This window comes from Mitsuaria chitosanitabida ATCC BAA-476 = NBRC 102408 (genome assembly GCF_001598255.1).
Classification (GTDB): domain Bacteria; phylum Pseudomonadota; class Gammaproteobacteria; order Burkholderiales; family Burkholderiaceae_C; genus Roseateles; species Roseateles chitosanitabidus.
Genome location: NZ_BCYP01000026.1, coordinates 40,430 through 56,374 on the forward strand (window position 1 = coordinate 40,430; position 15,945 = coordinate 56,374).

General features: G+C 70.0%; 10 protein-coding genes. 2 read left to right on the top strand and 8 right to left on the bottom strand.

The annotated features are described in order from the left end of the window. Positions 1-41: 41 nt before the first annotated feature. The 8 genes from MCHT01_RS16890 to MCHT01_RS16925 all read right to left on the bottom strand — a co-directional run bounded on the left by MCHT01_RS16890 (position 42) and on the right by MCHT01_RS16925 (position 11,074). The gene (locus MCHT01_RS16890; protein ID WP_067066657.1) at positions 42-956 is read right to left on the bottom strand and encodes a 2OG-Fe(II) oxygenase; all 915 of its coding nucleotides are present in this window, start codon (positions 954-956) and stop codon (positions 42-44) included. A 13-nt stretch (positions 957-969) separates the two neighbouring features. Further along, positions 970-1,647 (bottom strand): SEN1982 family lipoprotein, encoded by a 678-nt coding sequence (locus MCHT01_RS16895; protein ID WP_245643369.1) that lies wholly within the window; start codon positions 1,645-1,647, stop codon positions 970-972. A gap of 89 nt (positions 1,648-1,736) precedes the next feature. Then, positions 1,737-3,116, bottom strand: a complete 1,380-nt coding sequence (locus tag MCHT01_RS16900; RefSeq protein ID WP_067066853.1) for a cytochrome-c peroxidase — start codon at positions 3,114-3,116, stop codon at positions 1,737-1,739. A gap of 103 nt (positions 3,117-3,219) precedes the next feature. After that, entirely contained in the window at positions 3,220-5,517 is a 2,298-nt protein-coding gene (locus MCHT01_RS16905; RefSeq protein WP_067066661.1) for a phosphoesterase, read from the bottom strand. Positions 5,518-6,032: 515 nt separating this feature from the next. Then, positions 6,033-6,923, bottom strand: coding sequence for a maltose ABC transporter permease MalG (gene malG / locus MCHT01_RS16910; protein ID WP_067066662.1), 891 nt, complete (start codon positions 6,921-6,923; stop codon positions 6,033-6,035). Between the two features lie 13 nt (positions 6,924-6,936). Next, complete coding sequence (gene malF / locus MCHT01_RS16915) at positions 6,937-8,697, bottom strand: maltose ABC transporter permease MalF (protein WP_084452832.1); 1,761 nt, start codon at positions 8,695-8,697, stop codon at positions 6,937-6,939. Next, the gene (gene malE / locus MCHT01_RS16920) at positions 8,694-9,977 is read right to left on the bottom strand and encodes a maltose/maltodextrin ABC transporter substrate-binding protein MalE (protein WP_084452834.1); all 1,284 of its coding nucleotides are present in this window, start codon (positions 9,975-9,977) and stop codon (positions 8,694-8,696) included. The genes malF and malE overlap by 4 nt, the downstream gene beginning before the upstream one ends. Continuing rightward, positions 9,974-11,074, bottom strand: a complete 1,101-nt coding sequence (locus tag MCHT01_RS16925) for an ABC transporter ATP-binding protein (protein ID WP_067066663.1) — start codon at positions 11,072-11,074, stop codon at positions 9,974-9,976. Before MCHT01_RS16925 ends, malE begins: the two co-directional genes overlap by 4 nt. 267 nt (positions 11,075-11,341) lie before the next feature. On the opposite strand from MCHT01_RS16925, the gene MCHT01_RS16930 reads away from it, so the two are divergent. Together MCHT01_RS16930 and glgB are read left to right on the top strand one after the other, a co-directional pair. Then, the gene (locus tag MCHT01_RS16930; protein WP_067066665.1) at positions 11,342-13,840 is read left to right on the top strand and encodes a glycogen/starch/alpha-glucan phosphorylase; all 2,499 of its coding nucleotides are present in this window, start codon (positions 11,342-11,344) and stop codon (positions 13,838-13,840) included. A 77-nt stretch (positions 13,841-13,917) separates the two neighbouring features. After that, positions 13,918-15,906 carry a 1,4-alpha-glucan branching protein GlgB gene (glgB, locus tag MCHT01_RS16935; RefSeq protein WP_067066666.1) on the top strand — a complete coding sequence of 663 codons (1,989 nt, stop codon included), beginning with the start codon at positions 13,918-13,920 and terminating at the stop codon, positions 15,904-15,906. Positions 15,907-15,945 lie beyond the last annotated feature (39 nt).

Sequence of the window (15,945 nt, forward strand, 5' to 3'; positions counted from 1 at the left end):
GGCTTTGTTCATGGGGTCAGGCCTTGAGGCTCCCGCCTCGATCACGCGCTGACGAAGGGCCGCTCCCGCATCCACTTCGTCGCGACCCATTTCTCGCCCTGCGTGACCGCGCCGCTGGCGTGCAGCGAGGCGTGGTCCAACTCGCCCTGTCCGTTGGCGTACTCGAAGTAGACCGCGTGGCCGCGCTGCGGAGACACCGCCCAGCCGGCCGCCGGGAAGACGGTTTCGCCGCCGGCGGGAACGTCGTTCAGGTAGGTCACCAGCGTGCTGACCCGCTGCCCGCTGCGCGCGATCGACGCCTGGTTGGCCGGGTTGGACGGCACCAGGAAGTCGTAGTGCGGCGCGCTGCCCGCGCCCTCGGGGTAGTGGAGGATCTGCAGCCCCTCGCCGTGCGAAACCGGCAGATTCATGATCTCGGCGATGCGGCGATCCAGGCGCGCGATCAGAGGGGTTTCCGCGGGGCGGAAGAACATGCCGTGGCTGGCGCGCAGGCCGCTCACGACGTCGAGTCCCGTCGTCGGATCGACGAGCGTCGACGGCCGCAGGCGGCCACGCGCGAGCGCGATCAGCGCCTCGCATTCATCGGCGCTGAACACGCCGTTGAGCACGGCCAGCATCGGGCGCGCCGCGCGCGCGGCCACGCCCACCACGCGGTCGTTCGTCGCGATCGAGGTCCCGGGCCGCAGGCGCGGCGTCTCGTGGCGATAGGGCGGGGCGCCGATCGGGTCGGCGGACGCCGCGGGCGCGATCGGGTCCGGCAGCGCCACGTGATCGACCGGCATCGGCGCCTGGCCGAGCCGCGCGCGCACGAAGGCGTCGACGATGGCTTGGGCGGCCTCGGCGGCGATGGCGCGCTCGCGCAGCGCCTGCCGGAGTTCGGCGGGCGCGACGCCCTCGTCCAGGTGGCCGCGCACCCAGTCGCCCAGCGCCGGCGGGAAGCGGACGATCGTGCTCATCGCGGGCCGCCGCTCACAGCAGGTCGACGGCGACCCAGCCGGTCTCCGTCTGCCGGAAGCGCTCCTGCAACTGCGCGCTGCCCGCGCCCTGGATCACGTTCGCGACCACGGGAAAGACCTTGCGCAGCTCGGCGTCGGCGGTCCACGGCGCGGCCTGGACCTGGTAGGTGTAGCTCACCACCGCGACGCGGTCCTTGCCGGTGCCCGTCAGGTCCCAGCGCACCACCTTGTCCAGGCTGAGCTTGGCGGCGCAGAAGTCGCCCCGCCGCTCCTTGCCGCCATCCGGGCGCGGCTGCTCGCGCGTGATGAAGAACTGCCTGCCGCTGTCCGTCAGCGCGTAGCGACGGACCTTCATGTGATGCGGGACCTCCTGGTCGTCCTTGACGTCGACCTCGGCGACGGTGGAGCTCACCAGCCGCAGCCGCTCCAGCACGGGCAACTGCAGCGCGTTGCGGGCGCCGCTGTCGATCTCGTGCTGGGTCAGGTCGATGGGCCAGTCGGTCTTGGCCAGGCAGAGGTCGCCGCGCTGGGCGAGGTAGGCCGTCAGGCCGGCGGCGAACTGGTCGGCGGTGGGCTCGCTCGAGCGCGCGCAGCCGACCAGCGCGATCACGGCGAGCAGGCTCGCGACGAGGCCCGGGGACACGGCGGAGCGAGGCGAAGGAGCGGCGGTCATGTGGAGGCGGGAGGACATGCGAGAAACGATTCGGAAAGCGATTCGGAAAGCGATTCGGGGAGCGGTGCGGGAGGCCGCGTGGGTGGCGGCGCGGGACACGGAGCGCCTCACGACGTGCAGGCGCCCGGCTTGGGCGCTTGCGCCGGCTGGGTGTCCTTGTCGTTGAGCGTGTTGAGGAAGCAGATCAGGTCGGCGATGTCCTGCTCCGACATCGGCGGCTTGCTGTGCGGCGCCCGGCCGTCCAGCGGCATCTGCGTGTCGATGTTGCCGGTGAAGCCGGCCGGCAGGTCGTCGTACTTGCGGACCTTGCCACCGACGTATTGCGTGGTGATCAGGCCGTAGGTCGGGAAGTCGGGATCCGGCTTGTCCTTGGCCTTGCCGCCGACCGTCGGGTACCAGATCTCCGGCATCGTGTCGCGCGTGTTGTAGAAGCGGATGGTCTGCTCCAGCGTGTGGAAGATGCCGTTGTGGAAGAAGCTGCGGCGCGTGGCCACGTTGCGCAGCGTCGGCGACTTGAACATGCCGCAGAAGGTGTTGCCCTTGACCGGGGCGTGGTCCGTGCGCATCGGACCGCACAGGCCGAGGTCGTTGTAGGCGGGGTCCGCGTTGGCCGGGATGGCGGCGTTGCGCGGCACGCCGATGGCCTCGTAGGAGAAGTCCGTGAAGATCGCGGTGCTCCCATTGAGGCCGGCGCCCTGGTAGTGGCAGGACGCGCAGTTGCCGCCGTTCGGGTCGGCGAAGACCTTCAGGCCGCGCGCCTCGGCCGGCGTCAGCACGCCGCCGATCTTGTTGCCGATGTAGAGGTCGAACTTGCTCGAGTAGGGATGGAAGCTGACGTCTTCCAGCTGGAAGGCCTGCAGCGCCTTGCCGGCCGCGGCGAAGGCCTGGCCCGCGTCGTCGAGGACCGTCGCGCCGAAGGCCTGCTTGAAGAGGGCGGCGTAGGGGCTGGCCTTGATCTTGGCGACGACGTCGGCGGGACTGGCGTTGGCCATCTCGTGCGGATCGAGCAGCGGCAGGCCGGCCTGATCGGCGAGCGTCGCGGCGCGGCCGTCCCAGGCGAAGCCGCCGCCCGGGCCGGGGACGCTGACGCCGTCGGGGTTGTCGAGCAGGTCGGCGTAGGGCGGCGTGGCGTCCTTGTAGCGCAGCGAGGGCACGGCGCGCGCGCCGGCGTCCTTCAGATCGGGTCCGCCGAGCTGCACCGAGAGATCGTTCGGCGGGCCGTAGGCGTTCTTGGGGTCGTGGCAGCTGGCGCAGGACATGCGGCCGGAGCCCGACAGCGTCACGTCGAAGAACATCTTCTGGCCGACCTGCGCGGAAAGGCTCAGCGCGGTGACTGGATTCAGCGCGGTGCCGACGCTGTCGCTGGCGGCGGCGGCAGTTGAGGCCGCGTCGGCCGCCACGGACCTGGCGCCGGGACCGCAGGCCGAGAGCAGCGCGGACAGACCGGCACACAGCAGGACGCGGGCGGGGGAGAAGACGTGACGCATGGCAAGCGGGGAGAGAAAGACCAGGGCCGGCGGCACCGTGGCGCCGCCGGCTTCGCGCGCGTCCTTCAAGGCTGAAGGGACGCGCCGTGATCGCGCGAGGCGATTACTTCTTCAGCGCCCAGACGTTGGTCTGGACCGCGTCGGGGCCGATCTGCGCGCCGGTGTTCACGTCGGCCGACTGCTTCTGCGTGTAGCCGGACGGGGCGACCCAGGCGTGGTTGATCGCGCGCACCGAATCGAAGTGGGTGTCGGCGCTGCCGGCGTACTCGGGCAGGTTCAGGATGTTGGCGGCGATGAACTTCTCGGTGTACTTCGAGCGGTTCATGTAGGACGCGTCCACGGCCGGGTCGGCCAGCTGGAACATGTCCTGCAGCGTGCGCACGAACGAGAAGTGGCTGTAGGCGTCGCCGTCCGACACGCCCTTGGGCGCGCCGGCCTGGTTGGTGAGGATGCCGAAGATGCTCTGGCCGTGGCCGCGGTTGCCCTTGGTGTAGTTGTTGACGCTGCTGTCGACGGTCACCGCGCCGGTCTTCGCGTCGACGGTCACCGGCTTGGAGACCGCGCTGTTGGACACGTTCCAGCCGCAGCAGGAGTTGAAGCCCGAGGTCGCATTGCCTTCGTCGAACATCAGCACGATGGCGACGCGCTTGGCCGGGTTCTTCCACAGCGGCGAGGCCTGGATCTTCTTCACCAGCGCGTCGACGTAGTTGTCGCCGCGCGTGATGATGTTGGCCGCCGAGGTCGGGGCCACGTTGTTGGCCACGCTGCCGCAGTCGCTGGCCGTGGCCGTGCCGCCGCCCGCGAGCTTGCCGATGACGCTGATGCCGTGCATGTCGTCGCACTGGTCGGGCACCAGGAAGTTCAGCTGACCGACCTTGCCGCTGGCCAGGTCGGTGCCGAGCTGGTCGACGTCGTAGTTGGCCGGAACCGCGTAGGCGGTGCCGTTCTTGAGGGTGGCGTCCCACTGGCCGCCGCCCATGGTGCGGTTGCTGTACTTGAACTCCGGCGCGCTGCGCACGTTCTGGTAGGCCATGCCCGGGTGGTGCTTGGTCTTGTAGAGGCCCGCGGGCATGGGCAGCGTCAGGGCGGCGTTGCCCACGGCGGTGGTGTTGCCGTTGAGCGTGCCGGGCGCGTACACGTTGTCCGTGGCGGTGACGGCGGCATCCGCGACGGAGTCGGTGCGGAAGTCCTGGCCCGGGTTCATGGACTCGCTGTAGGTGCGCCACGTCATGCCGGCGGCCGTGATCGCGTTGAACAGGTTGGGCTTGCCGGCGATGTTGTGGTTGACCGCGGCGGTCTGCGTGCAGCTGGCGTTGAAGGGCGAGCTGGCCAGGCCGGGCTGGGTCTTGTCGGGCAGGGGCAGGTCCTGCACGGCATTGGCGCCGGTGGCGTCGCAGTTCCACTGGCTGTCGTCGGTGATGCCGAAGTCGTCGGCGCCGCCCAGCGCGGTGTAGTTGGGCTCGGACGGGTTGCCGGTGGCGTAGTAGCTGGTCAGCTGGTTGCCGCTGGCCAGCAGCGCGTTGATCTTGGGCGCCCAGGGCGAGCCCTTGATCGACAGCGTGGCCTTGTTCTCCAGCATCACGATGAAGATGTGGTCGTAGCGCGGCACGCCTTCGATGTTGAAGGCGGCCTGCTGGGCCTGGGTGAAGTTGATCTTGGTGCGGGCGTCGGCGCCGGTGGGCGCGGTGGCGGTGCTCACGTTGGCGGCACCGGCCAGGCGCGGGTCGCCGCCGGGCGCGGCCAGCGCGTCGGGGAACAGGTCGCCGCGATCCAGCTTGGTGATCGCGTAGGTGAAGCGGTTGTCCAGGGCCTTGGACTCGGCCAGCATGGCGGCCTGGTCGGCGCCGGTGACGGTGTTGACGTCGGCCAGCACGTTGGCCAGGGACACGCCGATGCGGGTGGCGACGGTCTGCTTCTCGACGGCGTAGCTGCTGCCGTTGGCCTCGACCAGGCGCTGCACCTCGGAGGACAGCGGGCTGATGACGATGTTGCCCCCTTGATCCAGCACCTGGTCCAGCGAGGCGCGCAGCACGTCGCGGCTGGCGACCTTGGCGCCGGTGGCGGAGTTGGTCGCGTCGGTGCCGATGTCGGCGATCAGCGTGGCGTTGGCCGGCAGGGTGATGCTGAAGTGGCCCTTGGCGTCGGTGAGGACGGGGGCTTCGCTGGCGTCGCAGACGCCGTTGCCGTCGGCGTCGACGCAGACCTTGGCGCCGACGTAGTAGGCGGGGGCGATCGTGGGATCGGCGGCGCTGCCGGCGGTGAAGCTGGTGGCGGTGACCACGCCGGTGATGGTGACGCTGGGGATGGTGGGGTCGTCGCTGGACGAGCCGCAGGCCGCGAGGATGGCGGCGGCGACGAGGGTGAGCGAGGCGTTCAGCGCGGTGGAGGTGCGGGGTCGCATGGGGATCCTGGAGTGGTGGCGGAGGGCTGTGTCCGGGCCTCGCGGAGGGGGCCTCGGAAAACGCCGCGCACTCTAGAAATCACGCATGACGGATCCGTGTCACTCGGGACATGAATCCGGTGCCAGGCCTTGCCCTGCGGGGATCGGGCGCTTTCGCAAAGTTAGGTGAAGACGCGCGCGCAACGGATTTGGGTTGAGGGGCGCACGGGGGTTGATGAAGAGGTAACGGGGCTGGGCTGCTCCGTGGACCTCGAAGACCCTCACCCCCACCCTCTCCCGCAAGCGGGCGAGGGAGCCGCCAGCGCACATGCAGTCGCGATGCAGGGCCGACTGCAACCCCGAGCGTCGAGACCGGGGCTATTGATTGATATCTGCCAGCCCTCGTGCTCCCTCTCCCGCTTGCCGGAGAGCGAGCCCTCTTGCTCCCTCTCCCGCTTGCGGGAGAGGGCGGGGTGAGGGTCTTCGGGGTTCTTGGAGGTAAGACCCGCGTCCCCGCTCTCACTCCTTCACCCGCCTCAGCCCTTCACCCCACCCGCCGTCAGCCCCGAGACGATCCAGCGCTGCGCGAGCAGGAACACCGCGGTGATCGGCAACCCCGACAGCACCGCCGCGGCGGCGAAGTCGCCCCACAGGAAGCGCTGGTCGTGCAGGTAGTACTTGGAGCCCACCGCCAGCGTCAGGTGAGACTCCTCGCGCAGCAGCACCGAGGCGACCGGGTACTCGATGATGCAGCCGATGAAGGCCAGCACGAACACCACCATCAGGATGGGCACCGCCATCGGCAGCAGCACCAGGCGGAAGGCCTGCCAGTGCGAGGCCCCGTCCACCTTGGCGTTCTCCTCGATCTCCACCGGGATGGTCTCGAAGTAGCCCTTGATGGTCCAGATGTGCGTCGCCACGCCGCCCAGGTAGGCCACGATCACGCCCGCATGCGTCTCGATGCCCAGCCAGGGCACGAAGGTCCCGATGGTCTCGAAGATCGCGTAGATCGCCACCAGCGCCAGCACCGGCGGGAACATCTGCAGCAGCAGCATCCCGTTCAGGATCCCGCCCTTGAAGGGGAAGCGCAGCCGCGCGAAGCCGTAGGCCGCCGTCGTCGAGAACGCCACGATCAGCAGCGCCGAGATCGTCGCCACCTTGATCGAGTTCCACAGCCAGGTCAGCACCGGGAAGGGCGGCTGCACCAGCGAGCCGTCCGCCGCCTGGTACGGGATGCCCAGCGCGAGCTGCCAGTGCTCCAGGCTGATGGTGGTCGGGATCAGGCTGCCCGTGGCGAAGTTGCCCGGCCGCAGCGAGATCGACACCACCGCCAGCAGTGGGAACAGCGTGATCGCCAAAAAGCCCCACAGCAGCGCATGCGCCGCGAAGACACGCCAGCGCGCCTGCTTGCCTCGAACGATGGCCATGGTCCGGGCGTCCTTATTGGTTGGCTTTGCGCATCAGGCGCAGGTTCAGCAGCGACATCGCCGCGACGAGGACGAAGATCAGCGTCGAGATCGCCGCCGCCAGTCCGAAGTCCGTGCCCGAGTCGCGGAAGGCGATGCGGTAGGTGTAGCTGACCAGGATGTCGGTCTGCCCCGCCGGGATCTTGGTCGACAGGTAATCCGGTCGCCCGTCCGTCAGCAACGCGATCAGCACGAAGTTGTTGAAGTTGAACGCGAAGGCCGACACCAGCAGCGGCGACAGCGGCTTGATGATCAGCGGCACCGTGATCTTGAAGAAGTTGGTCAGCGGGCCCGCGCCCACGATGGCCGAGGCCTCGTACAGGTCGGATGGGATGGCCTTCAGCAGCCCCGTGCACAAGATCATGATGTACGGATAGCCCAGCCACACGTTGACGATGAGCAGCATGGTCCGCGCCAGCGCCGGGTCCGCGAACCAGGCCGGCCGCACGCCGAAGAGCGCGTCCAGGATGGCGTTGATCTCGCCGAAGTTCTGGTTGAACAGGCCCTTGAACACCAGGATCGAGATGAAGCCCGGCACCGCGTAGGGCAGGAAGAGCAGCGTGCGGTAGGTCGTGCGGAAACGCAGGTCCTCCCAGTTCAGCAGCACCGCCAGCGTCATGCCGATCGCCGTGGCGCACAGCACCGTCAGCAGCGAGAACATCACGGTCCAGCCGAAGATCGACAGGAAGGGACCGCGGAACTCCGGGTCCAGGATCATGCGGGCGTAGTTGTGGCCGCCCACCATCACCTTGTAGCCCGGCGCCAGATGCGTGCCGGCCGCCGCGCCCTGGCCCTCGTAGTAGCCGGTCGCCTCGTCGGGCTTGAACAGCGCGCCGTCCTTCAGCCGCTTCATCGCGCCGTCGGGCTGCTCCTCGTAGTGCGGCCGGATCGGACCGAACTCGCGCAGGCCGAGGTAGTGGAGGGAGGTGTCGGTCGAGCCCGTGCCCGCGAGGTGGCCCGCCGTGCCCGTCGAGGCGTCGGCCGGAGGCGATGTCGAGGCGGACGTCGCGGCCGAGGCCGGCAGGTGCAGCCGCAGCTGCGCCAGCGCGCCGCGGTGCGCGATCAGCTCGCGCAGGCTCAGCGCGGGACCCCAGGGCGTGTCGGTCGCCGCGGGCGTCGCGCTCGACGACGCGGCCGCCGTCGGCGCGATGCGCGCGTCGGCCGGTGTCTGCATCGTCACGTTCAGCGGCGCCCGCGCGTCGCGCAGACCCAGCGCGGGCGAGACGAACTGCAGCGCGCCGGTCGCCGGATCGCGCAGCGCGAGGCGGAACTCGCGGCCGTCGGCATGGACGCTGAACTCGCGCACCTCGTCGAGCACCGCGTCATGCTGCTCGAGCAGGAACTCCCGCACCCGCTCCTGGCTCAGCAGGTGGGCCGACGAGTAGTTCGTGAAGCCGATCTGCGTGGTGTAGGCCAGCGGGAAGGCGATGAACAGCAGCATCCCGGCCACGCCGGGGAAGAGGTAGCGGTAGGCGAAGCCGGCCTTGGACAGGTAGATCGCGAAGCCCGAGCCGAACAGCGCCAGCGCCCCCACGGCCCACCAGGTTTGCCCCGCCACGTAGAGCGTGAAGACCAGGTACAGCGCGGCGACGGCGATCAGCGCGACCACCGGCCAGTACAGCCACCGGGCCAGCCTCTCCAGCGCGCCGGGCGCCTGCTGGGAGTAGGCCTCGGCCAGCGGGGAGCCGGGCAGGGAGGCGGCGAGCGCCGAGGTCGATGCGGTGGTGGCGTTCATTGCTTGAGCAGCATCCGGGCGGCGGCGCCGTCGAGCGCGTCCTTCGGGCTTTGCAGGCCGTTGGTGATGGCCTCCAGCGCCGCGTCCATCGCGGTCCAGAAGCGCCCCACCTCGGGGATGTTGGGAATGGCCTCGCCGGCGCGCGCGTTCTCCATGCTGGCGCGGATCAGCGGATTCACGGACAGCTCGGCGTAGAAGGCCTTGTTGGCCGGCACGCCGATGGGCACGTCGGCGTCCAGCACCTTCAGCGAGGCGGGGCGCATCAGGTGGCGCTCGATGAACTCGCGCGCGATGTCCTTGTTCCGGGACGGGGCCGAGATCATGCAGCCCAGCACGCCCACGAAGGGCTTGGACGGCTTGCCCGGGATCACCGCCGGGATCGGTGCGACGCCGATGTCGATGCCCGCCTTGCGCGCGTTGTCCCAGGCCCAGGGGCCGGAGATCATCATCGCGATCTCGCCGCGGGCGAAGGAGGACTCCATCTCCGAATAGCGCGCCCCGCGCGGCATCACGCCGTCCTTGATCAGGCGCTCGAGCAGACGGCCCGAGGCCAGCGCGCCCGCGTTGTTCACCGCGACCTGGCGCGGATCGAAGTCGCCCTGCGCGTCGCGGCCGAAGATCACGCCGCCGGCCCCGGCGAACATCGGCCAGGTGAAGAAGCTCTTGTTGTAGTCCCAGAGCACGGCGTGCTTGCCGCCCTTGCTCAAGTCCTTGTCCAGCGCGATCACGTCGTCCCAGGTCGCGGGCGGCTTGGCCACCAGCGCCTTGTTGTAGATCAGGCCGGTGGTCTCGATCGCGATCGGGTAGCCCCAGTAGCGGCCCTGGTAGCGGAAGGCCTCCCAGGTCGCGGGCTCGAGCTCGTCGAACAGCGCCTTGCGCGGCTGCACCGGCGTCAGCAGGCCGGCCTTGGCCCATTCGCCGGCGCGGTCATGCGGCCAGCAGAAGATGTCCGGGCCCTTGCCCGCGCCGGCCGCCTGCGTGAACTTCTCGGGCGCGTCGACCGGATGCTCGACCACGACCTTCACGCCGGACTCGCGTTCGAAGGCGTCGCCGACCTTCTGCAGCCCGTTGTAGGCCTTGTCGCCGTTGATCCAGACCAGCAGCTTGGGCGCGGTCTGCGCCGCCGCCGGCCCGCAGGCCGTCAGCAGGCCCAGTGCCGTGAGCAGGGCGCTCAGCGCGGCGGCGGCGCCGGCCGGACGTCGCGCGTCGCCGATGCCGGTGCCAATGCCGGTGCCGTGGCGCGGCCCCTGGCCGGCGCGATCCTCGATGCCACCGCTCATGCCGCCGCTCCGAGACGCTGGAAGGCCAGGCCCTCGGCGTCGAAGAGGTAGCAGAGCTCGGCGGGCGCGTGCAGCTGCAGCGTGTCGCCGGCGCGCACGCGGGTCCTGCCGTCGAACTCGCAGGTCAGCGCGTCCTCGACACCGGGGTAGGCGCAGTAGGCATGCGTCGCGCCGCCCAGCGACTCGACGAAGGTGACGGTGCTGGCGATCAGGTTGGCGTCGCCGCCGACGGCGAAGTGTTCCGGCCGCACGCCCAGCGTGACCCGGTCGCCGACCTTGGCGCGCGCGGCGTCCACCAGGCTGCGGATGATCGCGCCGTCGCTCAGCCGCACGGTGGCGTGCTCGGCCGAGGCGGTGACGACCTCGGCCTCGATGAAGTTCATCTTCGGGCTGCCGATGAAGCCGGCGACGAAGAGGTTGTCGGGATGCTCGTAGAGCTCCAGCGGCGTGCCGACCTGCTCGATCTTGCCGGCGCTCAGCACCACGATGCGGTCGGCCAGGGTCATCGCCTCGACCTGGTCGTGGGTGACGTAGACCATGGTGGTCTTCAGGTCCTCGTGCAGCTTCGCGAACTCGTAGCGCATGCGCACGCGCAGCGCCGCGTCCAGGTTGGACAGCGGCTCGTCGAAGAGGAAGACCTCGGGCTTGCGCACGATGGCGCGGCCGATGGCCACGCGCTGGCGCTGGCCGCCGGACAGGTCCTTGGGCTTGCGCTCGAGCAGGTGCTCGATGTGCAGGATGCGCGCGGCGTAGCGCACCGCGCGCTCGATCTCGTCCTTGGGCACCTTGGCCAGCTTCAACCCGAACGCCATGTTGTCGTACAGGTTCATGTGGGGGTAGAGCGCGTAGCTCTGGAACACCATCGCGATGCCGCGCTCCGCGGGCGGGACGTCGTTGACCAGGCGGCCGCCGATGCGCATCTCGCCGCCGGTGATGTCCTCCAGGCCGGCGATCGTGCGCAGCAGCGTCGACTTGCCGCAGCCCGACGGGCCCACGAAGACCATGAACTCGCCGTCCCGGATCTCCAGGTCGATGCCATGCAGGATCCTGGTCTCGCCATAGGCCTTGACCACGCCTTCCAGCTTCACGTCCGCCACTTGGGTACCTCCGCGCACGCCTGCAGAAGGCGCCGCCTGTCTCGCTCGTTGCTGTCGATCGGCCGCCCGGCCGCGCGACGCGAAAGTCCGCGTGCCGTCGGGCGATGTTTGTAGAGAATATACATGTCTGATTGGCGATTCACAACGCTGTCACACCCGAATTCGCCCGTTTGAATCCATTGAAATCAATGGCTTAACATTGATTCGGGGATAACCCGATGTAGTGAAACTACAGAAATTCAGGTCGCTTGATGGATACTTCGCTCCATGACGACCGCCCCCATCGACCTGAGCGCCGCCTTCACCGAGGCGCTGCGCCGCGAGCTTGCGCTCGCCGGCGCCCCCGCCACATCCGCGAGCGCCGCCGGCGCCGACGTCCAGGCTTCGGTCGATCCGGCCGCCGCGCGCCGCGCGCTGATGCGCGCCGCCGCGCAAGCTTGCCGCGAGCCGCTGGGTCTTCGCTGGGCCGAGACGCAAGCCGCCGACGCGGCGCGCGGTGCGGACGCCGAGGTGCGTCGCGTGCATTACCTGTCGATGGAGTTCCTGATGGGCCGGGCTCTGGGCAATGCGCTGGCCGCGCTGAAGCTGGACGACACCCTGCGCGTCGCCTTCGACGCCCAGGGTCAGGCCTTGCCCGACGTGCTGGAGCGCGAGAACGACGCGGCGCTGGGCAACGGCGGGCTGGGCCGATTGGCCGCCTGCTTCCTGGACTCCTTCGCGGAGCTGGGCCTGCCGTCCTTTGGCTACGGGCTGCGCTACCAATATGGGATGTTCGCGCAAGGCATCCAGGACGGCCGCCAGGTCGAGGTCCCGGACGACTGGATGGCGCTGGGCAATCCCTGGGAGACGGCACGACCGGAGCTGCGCTACGCGGTGGGCTTCGGCGGGCACGTCGAGGTGGGCGCCGACGGCGCGCGCCGCTGGGTCCCGGCCGAGCGCCTGATCGCGCAGGCCTATGACTTCATCGTCCCGGCGCATCACAGCCAGCGCGTCTCCACGCTGCGCCAATGGCACGCGCGGGCCGAGGCGCCGATCGACTTCGCCGCCTTCTGCCGTGGCGACCACCACGGCGCCGCCGCGCACCGCGTGGCGGCCGATGCGATCAACTGGGTGCTCTATCCCGACGACAGCACCGAGTCCGGGCGCGTGCTGCGCCTGAAGCAGGAAGCCTTCCTGGTCAGCGCCTCGCTGCAGGACCTGATCGCCCGCCACCTGCGCGAAGGTCGCGCGCTGGCCGACCTGGGGCGCGACAACGCCATCCACCTGAACGACACGCACCCGGCGCTGGCGCCGGCCGAGCTGATGCGCCTGCTGCTCGACGAGCACGGCCTGGGCTGGGACGCGGCCTGGGCGATCACGCGCCAGGCGGTCAGCTACACCAACCACACGCTGATGCCCGAGGCGCTGGAGACCTGGCCGGTGCGGCTCTTCGAGCAGCTGCTGCCGCGCCACCTCGAGGTCGTCTACGAGATCAACCATCGCTTCCTCGAGGAGGTGAAAGCGCGCTTCCCCGGCGACGACGCGTTGCTGCGACGCGTGTCGCTGATCGACGAGGGCGGTGAACACGGCCTCGGCGAGCGCCGCGTGCGCATGGCCGCGCTGAGCATCGTGGCCTCGCACCGCGTCAATGGCGTGGCGGCGCTGCACTCGGAGCTGATGGTGCAGACCATCTTCGCGGACTACGCCCGGATCTTCCCGGACCGCTTCCACAACGTCACCAATGGCGTGACGCCGCGCCGCTGGCTGCAGCAGGCCAACCCCGGGCTCTCCTCGCTGCTGGACGAGCGCATCGGCGCGGGCTGGCGCCAGGACCTGGGCGAGCTGTCCAGGCTCCGGCCGCTGGCCGGCGACGTCGCGCTGGGCGAGCGCCTGCGCGCCGTCAAGCGCGAGAACAAGCAGCGCCTGGCCGCGCGCATCCAGCGCGACCTGGGCCTGACGGTGAACGTCGACAGCCTCTTCGATGTCCAGATCAAGCGCATCCACGAGTACAAGCGGCAGCTGCTCAACGTGCTGCACGTCATCGCGCGTTATCAGGCCATCGTCGCGAACCCGCGGGCGGACTGGGTGCCGCGCACCGTGGTGATCGCGGGCAAGGCGGCGTCGGCCTATGTGGCGGCCAAGTCCGTCATCCAGCTGGCGCATGACGTGGGCTGCGTGATCAACAGCGATCCACGCGTGGGCGACAAGCTCAAGCTGGCCTTCCTGCCCAACTACGGCGTGTCGCTGGCGGAGGTCATCATCCCGGCGGCCGACCTGTCGGAGCAGATCTCCACCGCGGGCACCGAGGCCTCGGGCACCGGCAACATGAAGTTCGCGCTCAACGGCGCGCTGACCATCGGTACCTGGGACGGCGCCAACATCGAGATGGCGCAGGCCTTCGGCGAGGACAACATGTTCAGCTTCGGTCTGAAGACCGACGAGGTGGAGGCGCTCAAGCGCCAGGGCTACGATGCCCGCGCCGCGGTGGCGGGCAACGCGCGACTGCGCGCCGTCGTCGAGGCGATCGCGCGCGGCGACTTCTCTCAGGGCGACGCGGGCCGCTACCGCGCGCTGGTCGACAAGCTGCTGGGCGACGACGTCTACCTGCTGACCGCCGACTTCGACGACTACCTGCGCGCGCAGGAGCGCGTCGACGCGCTGTTCCGCGATCCCCGGGCCTGGGCGGAGCGCGTGGTCCTGAACATCGCCGGCATGGGCATGTTCTCGTCGGACCGTACCATCGCCGAGTACGTCGACCGCGTCTGGTCGGCGAAGAGCCTGGGCTGACCGGATCGCCGTCGCCATCGGCCTTCCGTGACGTCCAGCTCGCCGCGCCATCGCGCCTTCACGATCCGCTGCCAGGCATGACCGCCACGCCGCTGCTGCCCGATGCCGACCTCGCGCTGCTCGCGCGGGGCGAGCATCCGCGCCCGTGGCTGTGGCTGGGCGCGCATCCGATGGTCTCGGGATCGGCGCGAGGCCGAGTCCCAGCCTCAGCGCCAGCCCCAGGCGCCGCGCGGCGTGAGCGGCAGGAAGGGCACGACCGGCATGGCCAGGTCGACGGCGTGCGCTTCGCCGTCTGGGCGCCATCGGCGTCGCGGGTCGCGGTGGTCGGCGACTTCAACGGCTGGAACGGCGCCGCGCATCCGATGCGCCGACGCGATGAGCACGACGCCGGCATCTGGGAGCTCTTCGTTCCCGGCGCCGCGCGCGGCCAGTTCTACAAGTACGAGATCACCGCCGCCGACGGCGCGGTGCTCCCGTTGAAGGCCGACCCCTACGCCTTCCGCGGCCAGCTGCGGCCGGACAACGCCAGCGTCATCGACGCGCTGCCCGAGCCCATGCCGCTGCCGGCGAGCCGCGCGGCGCTCAACCGCCGCGACGCGCCGCTCAGCATCTACGAGGTCCATCCGACCTCGTGGCGACGACCCGGCGACGGCCATGCCTTCCCGACCTGGGACCAGCTCGCCCATGAGCTGCCGACCTACGCCGCCGGCCTGGGCTTCACGCACGTGGAGCTGATGCCCGTCAGCGAATACCCCTTCGACGGCTCCTGGGGCTATCAGACCCTGGGCCTGCACGCCCCCACCGCCCGTCTGGGCGACGCCGACGGCCTGCGCCGCTTCGTGCGCGCCTGCCATGCGCAGGGCCTGGGCGTGCTGCTGGACTTCGTGCCGGCGCATTTCCCCGCCGATCCGCATGGCCTGGCGCGGTTCGACGGCACGTCGCTCTACGAGTACGCCGATCCGCGCGAGGGCTTCCATCGCGACTGGCACACGCTGATCTACGACTTCGGCAAGCCGCAGGTGCGACAGTTCCTGTGCGGCGCCGCGCTGTACTGGGCCGAGCGGCATGGCGTCGACGGTCTGCGCGTGGACGCCGTCGCGTCCATGCTCTATCGCGACTACTCGCGGCCCGAGGGCGAATGGATCCCCAACGTGGACGGCGGGCGCGAGAACCTCGAGGCCATCGCGCTGCTGCGCCGCATGAACGAGCTGCTGGGCCGCGAGGCGCCCGGCGTGATCACGATCGCCGAGGAGTCGACCGCCTTTCCGCTGGTGTCCGCGCCGACCCATGACGGCGGCCTGGGCTTCCACTACAAGTGGAACATGGGCTGGATGAACGACACGCTCGGCTACATGCGCGAGCAACCCGTGCACCGCGCCTGGCATCACGAAAAGATGAGCTTCGGCCTGGTCTACGCGTTCAGCGAGAACTTCCTGCTGCCGCTGTCGCATGACGAGGTCGTTCACGCCAAGGGCTCGATGCTGGGCAAGATGCCGGGCGAGGACCACGATCCCGCGGACTGGCAGCGCTTCGCCAGCCTGCGCGCGTACTACGGCTTCATGTGGGCGCACCCGGGCAAGAAGCTGCTGTTCATGGGGCAGGAATTCGCGCAGCGCTCCGAGTGGGACTTCGAGCGCGCGCTGCCGTGGGCGCTGCTCGAGGATCCGCGCCATGCCGGCGTGCAGCGCCTGGTCGGCGATCTGAACCGCCTGTACCGGGCGCGGCCCGCGCTGCATCGCAAGGACGGCGACGCCGACGGCTTCGAATGGATCACCGAGGCGGACCACGCGCGTTCGGTCTTCGCCTGGACGCGGCACGACGGGGAGGGCGGCAGCGTCGTCGCCGTCTGCAACTTCACCGCGCTGCCGCATCACGACTACGCGCTGCGTCTGCCGCATGGGGGCGAGTGGCGCGAGGTCCTCAACACCGACGCGGCCGTCTACGGCGGCAGCGGCGTTCACAGCGGGGCGCAAGACGCCGCGCATCCCGTGTTCGCCGCGGCGGAAACGCCGATGATCACGATCACCTTGCCGCCGATGGCGACGATCTACCTCGTGCCGGTCTGATCGGCGCCGCCACCGCTCCCCCGCATTCCCCGCATTGAC

What these genes read in the sequence shown, in the direction of transcription:
- MCHT01_RS16890 (WP_067066657.1), bottom strand. Translation starts at nt 956, where the DNA reads ATGAGCACGATCGTCCGCTTCCCGCCGGCGCTGGGCGACTGGGTGCGC.
- MCHT01_RS16895 (WP_245643369.1), bottom strand. Translation starts at nt 1,647, where the DNA reads ATGTCCTCCCGCCTCCACATGACCGCCGCTCCTTCGCCTCGCTCCGCC.
- MCHT01_RS16900 (WP_067066853.1), bottom strand. Translation starts at nt 3,116, where the DNA reads ATGCGTCACGTCTTCTCCCCCGCCCGCGTCCTGCTGTGTGCCGGTCTG.
- MCHT01_RS16905 (WP_067066661.1), bottom strand. Translation starts at nt 5,517, where the DNA reads ATGCGACCCCGCACCTCCACCGCGCTGAACGCCTCGCTCACCCTCGTC.
- malG (WP_067066662.1), bottom strand. Translation starts at nt 6,923, where the DNA reads ATGGCCATCGTTCGAGGCAAGCAGGCGCGCTGGCGTGTCTTCGCGGCG.
- malF (WP_084452832.1), bottom strand. Translation starts at nt 8,697, where the DNA reads ATGAACGCCACCACCGCATCGACCTCGGCGCTCGCCGCCTCCCTGCCC.
- malE (WP_084452834.1), bottom strand. Translation starts at nt 9,977, where the DNA reads ATGAGCGGTGGCATCGAGGATCGCGCCGGCCAGGGGCCGCGCCACGGC.
- MCHT01_RS16930 (WP_067066665.1), top strand. Translation starts at nt 11,342, where the DNA reads ATGACGACCGCCCCCATCGACCTGAGCGCCGCCTTCACCGAGGCGCTG.
- glgB (WP_067066666.1), top strand. Translation starts at nt 13,918, where the DNA reads ATGACCGCCACGCCGCTGCTGCCCGATGCCGACCTCGCGCTGCTCGCG.